The 15,222-nt window shown below is 65.0% G+C and carries 18 protein-coding genes and 1 pseudogene; 14 read left to right on the plus strand and 5 right to left on the minus strand.

From position 1 onward, the window contains the following. Positions 1 to 6: 6 nt before the first annotated feature. The 8 genes from paaB (at position 7) to RBB42_RS24070 (ending at position 6,966) form a co-directional block, all read left to right on the plus strand. Positions 7 to 300: a 1,2-phenylacetyl-CoA epoxidase subunit PaaB gene (gene paaB, locus RBB42_RS24035; RefSeq protein ID WP_305971981.1), complete on the plus strand. Its 294-nt coding sequence runs from the start codon at positions 7 to 9 to the stop codon at positions 298 to 300. Further along, positions 300 to 1,061, plus strand: coding sequence for a 1,2-phenylacetyl-CoA epoxidase subunit PaaC (gene paaC / locus RBB42_RS24040; protein WP_305971965.1), 762 nt, complete (start codon positions 300 to 302; stop codon positions 1,059 to 1,061). The genes paaB and paaC overlap by 1 nt, the downstream gene beginning before the upstream one ends. Positions 1,062 to 1,067: 6 nt before the next feature. Then, positions 1,068 to 1,526 (plus strand): 1,2-phenylacetyl-CoA epoxidase subunit PaaD, encoded by a 459-nt coding sequence (gene paaD / locus RBB42_RS24045; RefSeq protein WP_305971966.1) that lies wholly within the window; start codon positions 1,068 to 1,070, stop codon positions 1,524 to 1,526. A 12-nt stretch (positions 1,527 to 1,538) separates the two neighbouring features. Next, positions 1,539 to 2,606, plus strand: coding sequence for a 1,2-phenylacetyl-CoA epoxidase subunit PaaE (paaE, locus tag RBB42_RS24050; protein ID WP_305971967.1), 1,068 nt, complete (start codon positions 1,539 to 1,541; stop codon positions 2,604 to 2,606). Between the two features lie 11 nt (positions 2,607 to 2,617). Continuing rightward, positions 2,618 to 3,379 (plus strand): Phenylacetic acid catabolic protein, encoded by a 762-nt coding sequence (locus tag RBB42_RS24055; protein ID WP_305971968.1) that lies wholly within the window; start codon positions 2,618 to 2,620, stop codon positions 3,377 to 3,379. 65 nt (positions 3,380 to 3,444) lie between these two features. Further along, the gene (gene paaZ, locus RBB42_RS24060; protein ID WP_305971969.1) at positions 3,445 to 5,481 is read left to right on the plus strand and encodes a phenylacetic acid degradation bifunctional protein PaaZ; all 2,037 of its coding nucleotides are present in this window, start codon (positions 3,445 to 3,447) and stop codon (positions 5,479 to 5,481) included. A gap of 16 nt (positions 5,482 to 5,497) precedes the next feature. After that, the gene (locus RBB42_RS24065) at positions 5,498 to 6,268 is read left to right on the plus strand and encodes a PaaX family transcriptional regulator C-terminal domain-containing protein (RefSeq protein ID WP_305971970.1); all 771 of its coding nucleotides are present in this window, start codon (positions 5,498 to 5,500) and stop codon (positions 6,266 to 6,268) included. A gap of 101 nt (positions 6,269 to 6,369) precedes the next feature. Next, entirely contained in the window at positions 6,370 to 6,966 is a 597-nt protein-coding gene (locus tag RBB42_RS24070; RefSeq protein WP_305971971.1) for a TetR/AcrR family transcriptional regulator, read from the plus strand. Between the two features lie 175 nt (positions 6,967 to 7,141). On the opposite strand, the gene RBB42_RS24075 is transcribed toward RBB42_RS24070, so the two are convergent. The 4 genes from RBB42_RS24075 to RBB42_RS24090 all read right to left on the minus strand — a co-directional run bounded on the left by RBB42_RS24075 (position 7,142) and on the right by RBB42_RS24090 (position 9,857). Next, positions 7,142 to 7,915 carry a TIM barrel protein gene (locus RBB42_RS24075; protein ID WP_305971972.1) on the minus strand — a complete coding sequence of 258 codons (774 nt, stop codon included), beginning with the start codon at positions 7,913 to 7,915 and terminating at the stop codon, positions 7,142 to 7,144. Position 7,916: 1 nt separating this feature from the next. Continuing rightward, the gene (locus RBB42_RS24080) at positions 7,917 to 8,228 is read right to left on the minus strand and encodes a Rieske 2Fe-2S domain-containing protein (protein WP_305971973.1); all 312 of its coding nucleotides are present in this window, start codon (positions 8,226 to 8,228) and stop codon (positions 7,917 to 7,919) included. Positions 8,229 to 8,327: 99 nt separating this feature from the next. After that, positions 8,328 to 9,332, minus strand: a complete 1,005-nt coding sequence (locus RBB42_RS24085) for a Gfo/Idh/MocA family oxidoreductase (protein ID WP_305971974.1) — start codon at positions 9,330 to 9,332, stop codon at positions 8,328 to 8,330. Between the two features lie 345 nt (positions 9,333 to 9,677). Then, on the minus strand, positions 9,678 to 9,857 hold the full coding sequence (locus RBB42_RS24090; protein WP_305971975.1) for a hypothetical protein: 180 nt from the start codon (positions 9,855 to 9,857) through the stop codon (positions 9,678 to 9,680). An 86-nt stretch (positions 9,858 to 9,943) separates the two neighbouring features. Between RBB42_RS24090 and RBB42_RS24095 the strand changes: the two genes are divergently transcribed. The 5 genes and pseudogenes from RBB42_RS24095 (at position 9,944) to RBB42_RS24115 (ending at position 12,837) form a co-directional block, all read left to right on the plus strand. Then, positions 9,944 to 10,177: a hypothetical protein gene (locus tag RBB42_RS24095; protein ID WP_305971976.1), complete on the plus strand. Its 234-nt coding sequence runs from the start codon at positions 9,944 to 9,946 to the stop codon at positions 10,175 to 10,177. A gap of 237 nt (positions 10,178 to 10,414) precedes the next feature. Continuing rightward, a pseudogene (locus RBB42_RS24100) lies at positions 10,415 to 10,498 on the plus strand (LacI family DNA-binding transcriptional regulator); the annotation flags it as partial. Positions 10,499 to 10,598: 100 nt separating this feature from the next. Then, entirely contained in the window at positions 10,599 to 10,754 is a 156-nt protein-coding gene (locus RBB42_RS24105) for a hypothetical protein (protein WP_305971982.1), read from the plus strand. Positions 10,755 to 11,143: 389 nt separating this feature from the next. Continuing rightward, positions 11,144 to 11,917, plus strand: coding sequence for a FadR/GntR family transcriptional regulator (locus tag RBB42_RS24110; RefSeq protein WP_305971977.1), 774 nt, complete (start codon positions 11,144 to 11,146; stop codon positions 11,915 to 11,917). Then, the gene (locus RBB42_RS24115) at positions 11,914 to 12,837 is read left to right on the plus strand and encodes a glutaminase (RefSeq protein ID WP_305971978.1); all 924 of its coding nucleotides are present in this window, start codon (positions 11,914 to 11,916) and stop codon (positions 12,835 to 12,837) included. Before RBB42_RS24110 ends, RBB42_RS24115 begins: the two co-directional genes overlap by 4 nt. Here RBB42_RS24115 and RBB42_RS24120 read toward each other — a convergent pair. Then, positions 12,807 to 13,496, minus strand: coding sequence for a DUF1028 domain-containing protein (locus RBB42_RS24120; RefSeq protein WP_305971979.1), 690 nt, complete (start codon positions 13,494 to 13,496; stop codon positions 12,807 to 12,809). The two genes, RBB42_RS24115 and RBB42_RS24120, sit on opposite strands and share 31 nt — an antisense overlap. Positions 13,497 to 13,613: 117 nt before the next feature. Here RBB42_RS24120 and RBB42_RS24125 point away from each other — a divergent pair, with 117 nt between their 5' ends. Continuing rightward, positions 13,614 to 15,191, plus strand: a complete 1,578-nt coding sequence (locus tag RBB42_RS24125; protein WP_305971980.1) for an ABC transporter substrate-binding protein — start codon at positions 13,614 to 13,616, stop codon at positions 15,189 to 15,191. The last annotated feature ends 31 nt before the right edge of the window (positions 15,192 to 15,222 follow it).

Here is a 15,222-nt window from a genome sequence, read left to right on the forward strand (position 1 = left end):
CAAGCGATGAAACCCAAGCGCCACGAATGGCCGCTCTGGGAGGTCTTCATCCGCGGCCAGCATGGCATGAGCCACCGCCACGTCGGGTCGCTGCACGCGCCTGACGCGGACATGGCGGTCAAGAACGCCCGCGACGTCTATACCCGCCGCAACGAGGGGGTGTCGATCTGGGTGGTCGAGGCGCGGCACATCGCGGCCTCCTCGCCCTCGGAAAAGGGGCCTCTCTACGAGCCCTCCGAGAGCAAGGTCTATCGCCACCCGACCTTCTTTGACATCCCCGAGGAAGTGGGGGCGATGTAATGACCCGCGACATGGCGTTTTTCGAATTCCTCCTGCGGATGGGGGACAATACCCTCGTGCTTGGTCACAGGGTGAGCGAGTGGTGCGGACATGCGCCGGTGCTGGAAGAGGACATCGCGCTGGCCAATACCGCGCTGGACCTGATCGGGCAGACTCAGATGTGGCTGGGCCTTGCCGGAGAGGTCGAGGGTCAGGGCCGCTCTGCCGACGATCTGGCGATGCTGCGTGACGCCTGGGACTTTCGCAACGTCCTGCTGGCCGAACAGCCGAACGGCGATTTCGGCCAGACGATGATGCGGCAGTATCTCTTTGACCAGGCACATGTGCTGCTCTTGGAAAAGCTGGCCGGGTCCTCGGACGAACGGGTGGCGGCGATCGCGGCGAAATCGGTCAAGGAGGTGGCCTATCACGTCGAACGCTCGCGCGACACGGTGATCGGTCTGGGCGACGGCACAAGCGAAAGCCACCGGCGGATGCAGGCGGCGCTGGACCTGCTCTGGCCCTACGCGGGCGAGATGTTCACCGATGACGAGGTCAGCGGGATCATGGCGGGCGAGGGCATCGCGCCGGAGCCGTCCAGCCTGCGCGCGGCCTGGGACGCGGCGGTGCAGCAGACCATGAGCGAGGCCACGCTGGTCATCCCCGACAGCGACTTTGCCCATGCGGGCGGCAAGACCGGGTTCCGGCATACCGAACACCTGGGCCACATGCTGACGCAGATGCAATGGCTGCAACGGGCCTATCCGGGCGCGCGCTGGTAAACCGCCATGACCGTGAGTGTGGATCAGATCTGGGGCTGGCTGGACGAGGTGCCGGACCCCGAGATCCCCGTGATCTCTGTCGTCGACCTGGGCATCGTGCGCGAGGTCGTGCTGGAGGGCGAGACCGTCAAGGTGGCGGTGACGCCGACCTATTCCGGGTGCCCGGCCACCAGCGTGATCTCGATGGATATCGAGACGGCGCTGCGCGACCGGGGCATCAAGGACGTGAAGATCGAGACGCGGATCGCCCCGGCCTGGACGACGGACTGGCTGAGCGAGAAAGGGCGGTCCCGGCTGGAGGACTACGGGATCGCCCCTCCGCAACCGGCGGGCGGGCCGGAAAGATGTCCGCATTGCGGCTCAAGGAACGTCACCCGTGTGAGCCAGTTCGGCTCGACCCCCTGCAAGGCGCATTGGCGGTGTACCGACTGCCTGGAGCCTTTCGACTATTTCAAGTGCATCTGAGGAGTGAGGCCCATGCCGCGCTTTCATGAACTGACCGTCCGTGACGTGAAAAAGACCATCCGCGATGCGGTTGTCGTGACGCTGGAACCGGCGAACGGCGAAAGCTTTGACTTTATCCAGGGGCAGTACCTGACCTTCCGTCGCGATTTCGACGGCACCGAGGTTCGGCGATCCTATTCGATCTGCGCCGGCCGTGGAGAGGGCGTGCTGCAGGTTGGCATCAAGAAGGTCGAGGGCGGCGCCTTTTCGACCTGGGCCAACGAGGACCTGAAACCGGGCATGGTGCTGGAAGCGATGGAGCCGATGGGCAGCTTTCACACCCCGCTCGACCCGGCGGCCAGCCGCAGCTACCTGGGCTTTGCCGGCGGGTCGGGGATCACCCCGGTGCTGTCGATCCTCAAGACCGTGCTGGCGACGGAGCCGCGGTCGGATTTTACGCTGGTCTATGCCAACCGGGGCGTGAACTCGATCATGTTCCGCGAGGAACTGGAGGATCTGAAAAACCTCTACATGGGGCGGCTCAACATCATTCACGTCCTGGAATCGGACGCGATGGACATCGACCTGTTCCAGGGCCGCGTCGATGCCGAGAAATGCGATGCGCTCTTCGAGCACTGGATCGACGTCGAGACTGTCGACACCGCCTTTATCTGCGGGCCCGAGCCGATGATGCTGGGCATTGCCAAGGCGCTGAAGGATCACGGGCTGACCGAGGAACAGATCAAGTTCGAGCTTTTCGCCAGCGCCCAGCCCGGACGTTTGCCACAGAAGGCGCGCGGCGCGGACGGCGCGAAGGGCGCACAGCGCACGCAGGCGACCGTGACGCTGGATGGCACGACGCGCAGCTTTGAAATGGACAAGGACCTTTCTGTTCTCGACGCGGCATTGGAAAACGCGCTGGACGCGCCTTATGCCTGCAAGGCCGGGGTCTGTTCCACCTGCAAGTGCCGGGTGATCGAAGGCGAGGTCGAGATGATCGCCAACCACGCGCTGGAGGATTACGAGGTCGAACGCGGCTACGTCCTGTCCTGCCAGTCCTACCCGCTCACCGATCGCGTGGTCGTGGATTACGACCAGTAACGGAGGCTGCCATGACGGACGAGATGAACATAGCCGAATACCTTTCCCAAGGCGGGCGGCTGACCAACCCGGCCAACGTGCCGCCCCGCTACCGTGCCGAGCTGATGAAGCTGATGAGCATCTTCGTCGACAGCGAGTTGGCGGGGGCGGCCGGTTTTGCCGACGTGATCAACGCCGGGCCGGGGATCAAGGAACGCATCGCCGCCGCGCGGATCGTGCTGGAAAAGACCGATCACGCCGACAAGGTGCTGCGCCTGATGGGCGAATTCGGAGCCAATACCGACCGCTATGTCGGCCACCATCCCTGGACGGACCGCCTGCCGCGGGACACCGCACCGGGATCGACACGGTCGGCCCATGACATGCGCCTGTCGGTCTTCAACTACCCGCTGGAGGGCTGGGTCGACGCGGTGGTGATGAATCTCTGCATGGGCCACGCGGTCGCCGTGCAGCTGGAGGACATGGTGCGCGTCACCTACCAGCCGCTGGCCGAGGCGCTGCGCGAGGTCATGCCGGTGGAACGGCGCCACACCGAACTGGCCGAGGAAGGGCTGGAGCGGCTGGCGGCCGAGGGGCAGGGGGCGGCGATTGCCGACAGCCTGGCCTATTGGCGGCCCCGTGTCGCGGCGGTCTTTGGCGATCCGTCCGATGATCGCATGGCGCAACTGCAGGCCTGGGGCCTGCGCCACGCCAGCGCGCCGGAGATGCGGGCCGAATGGGAAAGGCGGCTGGAGGCCGCGCTGGCCCGGCTGGGCCTGACAGAGACGGCCTGATCAAACGGGCATGAGACAGAGATTCAACGAACCGCCGGGCGCGACCGGCAGGACAGGGGGGAAGGATGAGCCTTCTTGAGATCAAGAGCTATGCGGCGGGCCAGTGGGTGGCTCCGGGTGCAGGCGCACGCAGCTTTGAAAACGCGGTCACCGGCGAGGTGCTGGGCCACGCGGGCAACGATGCGCTGGACGTCGAGGCGATGCTGGCCTTCGCCCGCGACAAGGGTGGCCCGGCACTGCGCGCAATGACCTTTCACCAGCGGGCCAAGATGCTCAAGGCGCTGGCGCAGCATCTGTCGCAGCACAAGGACGCGCTGTATGACCTGTCGTTCAACACCGGGGCGACGGCGCGCGATCACGGGCTGGACATCGACGGCGGCATCGCCACGCTGTTCGTCTTTGCCTCCAAGGGGCGGCGCGAGATGCCGGACGGGCATGTCTACCTGGACGGCGATGTCGAACAGATGTCGCGCTCGGGGCAGTTCCTGGGGCACCACATCTGCACGCCGTTGCAGGGCGTTGCGGTGCATATCAACGCCTTCAACTTCCCGGTCTGGGGGATGCTGGAAAAGCTGGGGCCGACCCTGCTGGCGGGGGTGCCCGCCATCGTGAAACCGGCCACGGCCACTTGCTACGTCACCGAACTGGCGGTGCGGCTGATGCTGGAAAGCGGGCTGCTGCCCGAAGGCGCGCTGCAATTCGTGGCCGGTGGTCTGGGCGACATGCTGGACCGGCTGACCTGTCAGGACGCGGTGAGTTTCACCGGCTCCGCCGACACGGCGCTGAAGCTGCGGTCGAACCCGCACCTTTTGCGGGAGTCCGTGCGCTTCGTTGCGGAACAGGACAGCCTGAACGCCTCGATCCTGGGACCGGATGCGGAACCGGGCACGCCGGAGTTCGACCTGTTCGTCAAGGAAGTGCACCGCGAGATGACCGTGAAGGCGGGGCAGAAATGCACAGCGATCCGCCGCATCATCGCGCCCGAGGCGCAGGTCCCGGCGGTGATCGAGGCGCTGAGCGCGCGGCTGGCCAAGACGCCGATCGGCGATCCCCGCGCCGAGGCGACGCGCATGGGGGCGTTGGTCTCGAACGGGCAGAAACGCGACGTGCTGGACAAGGCCAAGGTGATCGGCGCCGAGGCAGAGCGCGTCTTTGGCGACCCCAACGCCTTTGAGGTGCAAGGCGCGGACGGGGCCAAGGGGGCCTTCCTGCCGCCGATGCTTTTCCACTGTGCCGATCCGGACAAGGCAGAGCGCATCCACGACACCGAGGCCTTTGGCCCCGTGTCCACGGTCATGGGCTATCGCGACCTGGGGCACGCGGTGCAGATCGCCAATCGTGGCGGCGGGTCGCTCGTGGCGTCTGTCATCACGCATGATCCGGCGGTCGCGCGCGAGGTGGCGCTGGGCGCGGGGGCGTTCCACGGGCGGCTGTACTTCAACGATCGTAACAGCATGAAGGAAAGCACCGGCCACGGCTCTCCGATGCCGCATCTTGTTCACGGCGGTCCCGGCCGTGCGGGCGGCGGCGAGGAAATGGGCGGCGTGCGCGGCGTGATGCACTACATGCAGCGGACCTCGATCCAGGGCAGCCCGGAGATGCTGAGCGCCATTGGTAACCGCTGGGTTCCCGGCGCCGAGGAAAAAGAGGCACCGGCGCATCCCTTTACCCGCGGTTTCGACGACCTGGCGATTGGCGAGACGCTGCACGCGGGCCCGCGTGAGATCACGCTGAAGGACATCGAGCATTTCGCGGAGTTCACTGGCGACACCTTCTATGCGCACATGGACGAGGAGGCCGCGGCGCGGAATCCCTTCTTCCCGGGTCGCGTGGCGCATGGCTACCTGCTGCTGAGTTTCGCGGCGGGCATGTTTGTCGAGCCGAACGAGGGGCCGGTGCTGGCCAATACCGGGCTGGACGGGCTACGCTTCATGAAGCCGGTGGTGGCCGGGGATGCGCTGAACGTGCGCCTGACCGTCAAGCAAAAGACGCGCCGGACGGATGACTATGGCGAGGTGCGCTGGCACGTGACGCTGACGAACCAGGACGGCGACAAGGTGGCGGAATACGAGCTGCTGACGATGAACGCCTACAGCGCCTGAGCGCAGACAGGAGACGATGGACAGCACGGCCTTCGAAGCAGCGGTCAGCGACCTGCGGGGCGAGATTCCCCCGCGCGTCTGGTCGCTGCTTGTCACCGTATTCGGGGATCTTGCGCAGGATGGTTCGGCGCTGCCGGGGACCGTCCTGGGCGAGATCATGAACCGTGTCGGCATCAAGCCCGAGGCCATGCGCGTGGCGCTGCACCGCCTGCGCAAGGACGGCTGGATCGAAAGCGAGCGGGCCGGACGGTCCAGTCTGTATCGCCTGACGGCCGAGGGGCGGGCCCAGACCGTCGCCGCCAGCCCGCGCATCTATGCCGCCGACCCGCCCGCAAATGCAGCCTTCCTGGTGCTGACCGATCCGGCCTCTCCGCTGGAATGGACGCGTAACGATGTCTGGGTCACGCCGCATGCGGTGCTGACGGCGCATCCGCCCGCCGGGGCAGAGGCCTTTGCCACGCCGATTGATCCCGACCGGCCCTTGCCGCGCTGGATGCGCGACAAGACCTGCGATGCGACGACCGTGTCCCTCTCGGCTGACCTCGCGGCCCGCCTGACGCGGGCCGAGGCGGCGCTGGAGGCTGCCGGCGCGCCGGACCCGTTGCAAACCGCCGCCCTACGGGTGCTGATCGTGCACAGCTGGCGGCGCATCGTGCTCAAGGTGCCGGAACTTCCGGATTTCGTCCTGCCCGCGGATTGGGCCGGCCCGGCCTGTCGGGCCGGCACGGCGCGGCTGTTGCGGCGCCTGCCCGCGCCGGGATTGGACAGGCTGTCGGCGGCGGCCTGACGCGGCGCCGATCCTGTCCGATGTTGTCACCGACCATTCGGTCAGTTAATTTCCCCGCAAAACCCCGGTATGAAGACCGGACAAGGGAGCGAGGAGAGACCGTGGCACGCCCCATCGCCAAGGATCACGACGAGAAACGCGCGCAAATCCTGAATTGCGCGGCACAGGTCTTTGCCGCCGAAGGGTTCGACCGTGCCTCGATGAACCGGATCGCGGCGGGATGCGGAATCTCGAAGGCCAATATCTACCACTACTACGCGGGCAAGGACGCGCTGCTGTTCGACCTTCTGGACAGCTACCTGTCCGCTTTGCACGCCCGCGTCTGCGTCGAACCTGCGCCCGAGGCCACCCCCGAGGATCGGCTGCTGGACACGGTGCGTGCGGTGCTGCGAGCCTACCAGGGGGCCGACGACCATCACAAGGTACAGATATCCGCGCTGGACGCGCTGCCCGAGGACAAGCAGAAGGTGCTGCGCGCCTACCAGCGCGACATGGTCAACCATCTCTCGGCCATCCTGGCAGAGATCGCGCCCGACAAGCTGGGGGGGGACCCGCGCAAGCTGCGCTCTGTCACCATGTCGGTCTTTGGCATGCTGAACTGGTACTACATGTGGAACACGGGCGCGGGCAGCGAGGCCCGCGAGGAATACGCCCAGCTTGTCACCAACCTCACGCTGAAAGGCGTGCAAGGGGTGTGACGCCGGATACCTTGACGCCGACCTTGTAGACCTTGCAGGCGGTTCTGGATGCTCTTGTCCGCCGTCTCCTCAAGGGGCAAGAGTATCCGGATCTTTTTGCCGCGTTTCCTTGTGCCGCGGGTCGCCGGGACAGGCGGACGTTCGTGATCGATCCCCCTGTGACCGGTATTGGACCTCAGACCGTGAAGGCCCTGCGGAAAGCGTCCAGCGCGGTTTCGGGATCGCTCTTGGCGTAGCCCTCGAAGGCGACCGGTCCGTCATAGCCCATGTCGGCCAGCGCGCGGGCGATGACGGGATAGTTCATCTCTCCCGTGCCCGGCTCGAACCGGCCCGGGTTGTCGGCGACCTGGTATTCGCCGATCCAGGGCAGGCAGGCCTCGGCCCAGCGGATCACGTCACCTTCGCCGATCTGCGTGTGGTAGAGATCGAGGTTGATCCGCAGTTGCGGTCGATCCACCGCCGAGACCAGCGACAGGACATCGGCGGTCGTATTGAACGGACAGCCGGGATGTTCGCGCAGGTTGAGGTTTTCCAGGGTGAAGGTCACGCCTTCTTCCTCGGCCATGTCGCAGATCCGGTGCAGCGTATCGCGCGCCCGCAGCCACATGCCGGGGGCAAAGGCCCCGTGTCGGGGGATCGGCAATCCACCGTCGCCCAGGCCGGTGCCATGCAGGTTCAGCCGCGCAAAGCCCAGCCGCTTGCCCACTTGCGCGGTTTCCCGGGCCGATTTCACCAGCAGGTCGGCGCCTTCGGCATCCGACAGGCGCCCGTGCAAATAGCCGTTCATGATGGTGAAACTGGCGCCGGTCTTTTCCAGCGCGTCCAGGTCCCAGTCCGGCCAGTTCCAGAGGCCGACGCCAAAGCCCATCTCGTCCAGGCGCGCGGCGCGCCAGGCGATGGGTTTGTCCAGCCAGAGCATTTCCGCGCACGCGGCAAGTTGGAATGTCATCTCAAAGCTCCACGAAGATGCGGCCGTTCTCGACCTTGGTGAGGTAGGTGTGCAGGTTTTCGCAGGCGGGGGGCGTTTCCACCTCGCCCGTGGTGCAGTCGAAGATCGACGAATGCTTGGGGCATTCGATCGTCGCCTCGACCACCAGACCGTTTTCAAGGTGCACGTCCTCGTACGTGCACAGCCCGTCGGTGCAATGGTGGTTGTCCTGGTGGTCGCGTACGATCACGAAGGTTCGGCTGCCGTGATCGAAACGGACAAGGTCCTCTTTGTCGATGTCGCCGGTGGCGCAGGCATCAATCCATTCGGACATTTGGGTCTCCGTGGTTTATCGGGCGTCGCTGGCGCCAGGGCACGGGCAGCATGTCGTGCCGCAACGTGGAGCCGAGCCTGTCGTAGATAACGCCGGCTTTCATGCGTAGAACCCCGGTCTGGCGATCTTTTCGACCACACATTTTTGACCTGTTTCCAGCGCCCTGACCCCGGTCTGTGCAACCTGTGCGGCGCAGTAGCCGTCCCAGCAGTCCGCAGCCGTCGCCGGAAAGGCGCCGGTTTCCACGAAGCGCAGGAAATCGCGGTTCTGGCGGACGTAGGCCTCGTGATAGCGCCCGCGCCAGTCGGCCTCGTAGCGGGTGGTGGCGGCCAGTTTCATGTCGGTGCGGGTGTAGGCGAGGTTGTTCATGGCGATGCTGCCCTGTTCGCCCACCAATTCCGCGCGCACGTCGTAGCCATAGGCGGCGTTGTTGTTGACCTCGATGGTCACAAGCTGGCCGTCATCGGTTTCCAGGACCATGACGACCGGGGCCACGACGGAATCCGATCGCCGGGGCTGGTAGGCAGAGATTGCGGTGAATTCGCAGCCCAGGACATGACGGGCGACATCGAATTCATGCGGCGCGGAATTGGTGATTGCCATCGCGCCGGTGAAATCGGCGGCCGGGGTTTCCACGTTGCGGTGAAAATTGTGCATCATCAGCGCGCGGCCCAGTTGGCCACTTGTCACCGCCTCCTTCATTTCGACGTAGGACTGGTCATAGCGGCGCATGAAGCCCAGCATGACGTGTTTTGTCCCTGCGGCCTCTTCGGCCTGCATGACCTCGATGCATTCTTGTGGCGACTGCGACAGGGGCTTTTCGCAGAGCACGCGCTTGCCCGCGCGGATAGAGGCCATGCTGAGCGGCGCATGGGTGAAATCGGGGCTGGCGATGATGACCGCGTCGACATCGTCGCGGGTGATTGCGGCCTCGGGATCGGTTGTGACATCGGTGGCGCCCAGATTGTCAGCCACCGCTCGCGCGCGGTCGGCGTTCATGTCGCAGACCAGTTGAAGGGTGGCGCCGGGCATGTCCTCGGCCACGATTGCGGCGTGATCGGCCCCCATCAGTCCCGCGCCGATCACGGCGATGCGAATGCTCATCCTGTGCTCCGTCATGATATTGGATCCGCGAAGGATGCCCGTGAACGCGTTGCCGTCAAAGGCCCAGATGTGGAATGGCGGATGTGAAAGGCCGTGGTGAACTGGGGGCATGGTTGTCGTGAGGCGGTGCGGGGTGCCTTCACGGCGCCTTGCAGGTGTTCCTCCTTCGGCGGGCATGCCGACTTTCCGGGTATTTGCGCGCGCCTTCTTTTCCCGGAAACCCGCCTTCATCCTTTCGTCGGCCTCCTTGGAGCCGTCGTGCCAATAGCCCAGCCACTTATCCAGCGGGACCAGCCCGTCGGCGCCGTAGTTCACTTCGAAGTACTTGTGGTGCAGGTAATGGGCTTAGGCATGGCTATCGAGCGCGGTCTCGTCAGTGATTTCCAGCTTGTCAAAGCCGATGTGCCCGTTGATCGCACCGTAGCCGACCGCATGGCTGTTGAACATCATCACGATCCGGTTGGACGGGATCAGCAGGTGCCAAGCGACCTCGCCGAAATACAGCGTGTGCTCGATCCAGTGCATCGACAGCGACGGTCAGGGCGACGGGTTGATCGAATTGTGGTGCACCGAATGCATGTGCTTGTAGAGAAAGGGCGTGTGGACAGACGGTGGATGCAGAAGAAGTGAATCTCGTGGATGGCGGGCACCAGCAGCGTCAGCACCACCAGCCACTGCCAGTTGTCCTGCCAGTCGACTTTGCCGAAGGCGTGGATGCCATTGCCATAGCGCCACAGCACCAGCACCTCGACCAGGATCCAGATCGGGATGCCGATCAAGAAGCTGCGCAGGAAGTTGTCCAGGTTCCGGCTCTTGAACCAGAACACGTCGGAGGGGGACTCTGAAGGAAACCTGGCGTTGTATTTGAGCCGCGTGCCCTGCTTGCGCCGGATGTAATAGAACAGCTCGATCGTGCCCTCCCCAGCGTCTTGCCGACACGCGCAGAGGTGTGCGGCGGCCGATGCATGTAGTCTTGACGAGGGGAGACGCATCAAATCAAGTTCGCTGGCGTGATCGGAGTGATTTCAAATCATTTCAACTCATGCGCCCTTTGCGATGAAACGAAATGAAAGGGCCCCGGCATGGTGAAGCGACCGACAATACCTGACCTGGCAAGGGCGGCGGGCGTCTCCGTTTCGACGGTCAACCGCGTGATCAACTCTCCAGACCATGTTCGCCAGCCAACCCGCGAACGAGTGCTGCGCGCGGCGCAGGGGATCGGGTTCTACGGGTTTGGTGTCATTGAGTTTTCCGTTCAGGCGGGGCGTGAGCTGCATCGTCCCGGCGTACATTTGCGAGGCGATAGACTCCCTTCTGGTGCGGGGCGCCCCGGTCATCGGGCTGCTCTCTCCCCTGACAGCGCGGGGGAACGTGGGCTATGTGGGGCTGGACAGTTTCAAGGTGGGCCGCACCGCCGCCTAGGCTTTTGATAAGAACTGCCACCAGAGGGGCGAAATCGGCATCTTCGTGGGCAACACGCGTTACCGCAACCAGGACATGAACGAGAGCGGTTTTCGCTCTTATTTCCGAGAGAGGGATCCGGCTTCACCCTGTTGGAACCGTGCGCGACATTTGAATCGGCGGATGTGGCGCGTGAGATGACAGAAGAGCTGTTTGCCCGGCACCCCCGAGATGTGCGGCATGTTCATTTCGGGCGGAGGGATCACGGGGGCGCAGCACGTCACGCTGGATTTCGACATCCATACATCCGAAAATCTGTGACCCGATCCTGACCGGCGCGCGCTTATGCCTCTTGAATTTATCATGATGAATTGCTTGTCTCTGGCAATGTCGTCACGGTTCCGTTTCCCATGACCGGGGTCAAGAGCCCAGGCCCCCTGACGCGCGACGGCACGCGCCGGTCGCGCCCGGTGCGTGTGGCCGAGGCGATCAAGGACCTCGTGGTTGAACGCGGGCTGCAGCCGGGGGACCGGCTGCCCGGCGAATCCGAACTGATCGCAGAATTCGGCATGTCCAAGGGCACGATCCGCGAGGCGATGCGCCTGTTGCAGGCGCAGGGCCTTGTGGTGACCAAGACCGGCCCGGGTGGCGGCAGTTTCGTGGGCGAGGTCGGCAAGGACCGGGCCCATGCGCTGCTGGGCAACTATTTCTACTTCCGCAATATCTCGATCGACGACATCTACCAGGTCCGCATCGCCCTTGAGCCGGAACTGGCGGCCTCTCTGGCCGGGCGGCTGACGCCCGAGCAACTGGCGGAACTGGAACAGATCATGACCACCTACGCCGAACCCGCCGAGGATGCCGAGGGCGAACGCGCCCAGCACGTCGCCTCCCTGGTGTTCCACGCGCGGCTGGCAGAGTTTGCGGACAACGCTTTGCTGGGGTTCTTCATCGGTTTCATGGCGCAGATCCTGGCCGACCTGACCGTTTACAAACGCCTCTACTCCAAGCCGAACCACGAACTCTGGCGGCAGGGGCGCGACCACCAGGCCGGGCTGGTCGAGGCCTTGCGCGACGGCGACGGCGAAGCCGCCCGCGCCATCATGCGCGAACACATGGAAATGGCGCGCCGCCTGATGGAGGATCAGGAGGCGGTGGTGATGAAACGGTTCATGGCGGAATGAGCGTGGCGGGGCTGGCAGAAGAGCTGGATCGGCTCGTGGCCGAGGCGCGCGGCGCGGGCAACTGGGGACGTCCGGCGGATTACATCCCTGAGCTGGCCAAGGTCGATCCGGCACAGGTGGGGGTTGCCATTTGCCTGGCCGATGGGACGGAACTGGGGGCGGGCGAGGCCGACACCCGCTTTTCGATCCAGAGCATTTCGAAAGTCTTTTCCCTGGCCGCCGTTCTGGGACGGCTGGGCGATGACCTCTGGCGCAGGGTGGGGCGCGAACCCTCGGGCACCGCATTTGACAGCGTTTTCCTGCTGGAGCATGAGAACGGCCGCCCGCGCAATCCCTTCATCAACGCGGGTGCGCTGGTGACCACTGATGCGCTGCTTGGCGGGCGCGAACCGCGGCAGGCGCTGTCTGAAATCATGCACCTGGTCCGCGCGGCGGCCGAGGACGACGACATCCACATCGATCGCGCGGTGGCGGACTCCGAAAAGGCCACGGCCAGTCGCAACATGGCGCTGCTCTACTACCTGCAATCGCATGACAACCTGCTGAATCCGCCCGAGATGGTCATGGGCACCTATGCCCATCAATGCGCCATCGAGATGACGTGCCGCCAACTGGCGCGGGCGGGGCGGATGCTGGCGATGTTGCCCGGCGTGCCGGCGATGATCTCGCCGCTCAGGGCGCGGCGGATCAATGCGCTGATGATGACCTGCGGGCAATACGACGGGTCGGGCAATTTCGCCTTTCGCGTCGGTCTGCCGGGCAAGAGCGGGGTTGGCGGGGGGATCCTGTTGGTGGCGCCGGGCGTGGCCTCGATCGCGGTCTGGTCGCCGGGGCTGGATGGCTACGGCAACTCGCAGGTGGGCACCTGGCTGGCCGAGCGGATCGCCGGTTACACCGGCTGGTCGGTCTTCGCGCCATAGGGTTTCGCCCGCTCGGGGTCATCGAGCGTCGGCACCATGACGGCCCAGTCGGCATAGTCGCCGCTGGTGGCGCGCCGGTGCAACGCCCGCAGATCCGCCAGCGGGGTTTCGGAATGATCCACGCGCAGGGTCAGCGGCGCCATGTCCCGCCCGACGACCAGCAGCGCGGCAGAGAGCAGCCCCCGGCTGTCGCCCCCGGCAGCCGAGGCCGCGTCGAGGGCCGCCAGCAGGCGCAGATCGAATGTCCCTTCGGCGGCCAGGAACCCGTCGAGCATTGCCTGCAGCACGTCCTCCGAAGACAGCAGGTTGCCGGTGACGATCACCTTGTCGGCGCTGCGCGCGCCCGCCGCCTGGATGCTGTCGGCGCCGGTAAAGCTGGCGGTGCCGCCTGTCGGGTCCAGCGTCGCCAGTTGCCGCTGACCGCGCCCGCTGTCGGCGCCGGTCACACGGTCCACGGCATTCTGTGCGGACACCCCGGATTTCATCAGGGCCAGGGTCTCTGTTCCCCACATGGTCGAGGGCAGGGACCCCTGCGAGGCCGACATTCCCGATTCGGCATCCCCGCGAAGAACCCAGCCGCCGACGCAGAGACTGCCGGTCGTGGCGGCGCCTCCGTAGCGGCCTGTTTTTTCATCCATTGCAAGGATCGAGATCGTCATGCGGGAGCCTCCTCATCATGAGACTTGAATTTATCATGAAAATTTGGCCTCATGCAATTTATCATGAAAAATAAAAAATGAAGAACAAGACCCAAGGACAACAGCGGAGGTAACGCAATGTCGCTCTTCTCATTCACCCGCCGAGGGCTGCTTGCCGCCGGGACGGCGCTTGCGCTGACAGTCGGCACATTTACCGGGGCCGAGGCCCAGACGCCGCCGGGCGTCCTGATCGTCGGCCAGATCGCCGAGCCCAAGGCGTTGGACCCGGCAGCGGTCACGGCGGTCAACGACTTCCGCATCCTGATGAACGTCTACGACGGACTGGTGCGTTACAAGGATGGCACGCTGGAGGTCGAACCGGCGCTTGCGACCGACTGGACCATTTCCGAGGACGGGACCGAATACACCTTTTCGCTGCGCGAGGGCGTGAGCTTTCACGACGGCAGCCCGTTCAACGCCGAAGCGGTGAAGTTCAACTTCGAGCGGATGCTGAACGAGGATCACCCCTATCACGACACGGGTCCTTTCCCGTTGGCCTTCTTCTTCTCGGCGGTGGAAGCCATCGAGGTGGTGGATGACCTGACGGTGAAATTCACCCTGAACGCACCCTACGCGCCCTTCCTGTCGAACCTCGCCTATCCCACCGGCCTGATCGTCTCTCCCGCCGCGGTCGAACAGCACGGCTCGGATTTCGGGCGCAACCCATCGGGCACCGGCCCGTTCACCTTTGCCGAATGGCGGTCGAACGAGGCCGTGGTGATCGAGGGCAACCCCGACTACTGGGACGGCGCGCCCGACCTGCAGGCGGTGGTGTTCCGCCCGATCACCGATGCCAACACCCGCACGGCAGAGATGCTGGCCGGAGGCATCGACCTGATGGTGGAAGTGCCGCCCGTGGCCCTGTCCGAGTTCCAGGGCGCGGAATATACCGTGCATGAACAGGCCGGCCCGCATGTCTGGTTCCTGATCCTGAACGCCAAGGAAGGCCCCTTTGCGGACAAGAAGGTGCGCCAGGCGGCGAATTACGCGGTCAACAAGTCGGCCATCGTGGACGACGTTCTGGAAGGCACTGCTGCTGTGGCCGCCGGACCGACGCCGCCGGCCTTTGCCTGGGCCTACAACGAGGACCTCGAGCCCTATCCCTACGACCCGGACAAGGCCCGCGCGCTGCTGGCCGAGGCCGGTGCCGAGGGGGCGGAACTGACATTTTTCGTGACCGAGGGCGGTTCCGGCATGCTGGATCCGATCGCGATGGGCACGGCGATCCAGGCGGACCTGGAAGCCGTCGGCTTTGACGTCACGATCGAGACCTACGAGTGGAATACCTTTCTGGGAGAGGTGAACCCGGGGCTGGCAGGCAAGGCGGACATGGCCGAGATGGCCTGGATGACCAACGACCCGGACACGCTGCCCTTCCTCGCGTTGCGCACCGATGCCTGGCCCGAGGCGGGCGGGTTCAACTCGGGCTATTACTCGAACCCGAAGGTGGACGAACTGCTGGAAGCGGCCCGCGTCGCCACCGACCAGGACGAGCGCGCGCGTCTATACAAGGAGATGCAGACCATCGTGCAGGAGGATGCGCCCTGGGTCTTTGTCGCCAACTGGAAGCAGAACGCGGTGACGAGCGAGCGGGTCGAGGGCTTTTCCCTGCAGCCGTCCTTCTTTCTGCTGCTGGATGACGTGGTGAAGAACTGATCGCGAGTCGGGGGGGGGGGGGGGGGGGGGG

The organism is Mameliella sp. MMSF_3455 (assembly GCF_030733205.1).
GTDB lineage: Bacteria > Pseudomonadota > Alphaproteobacteria > Rhodobacterales > Rhodobacteraceae > Antarctobacter.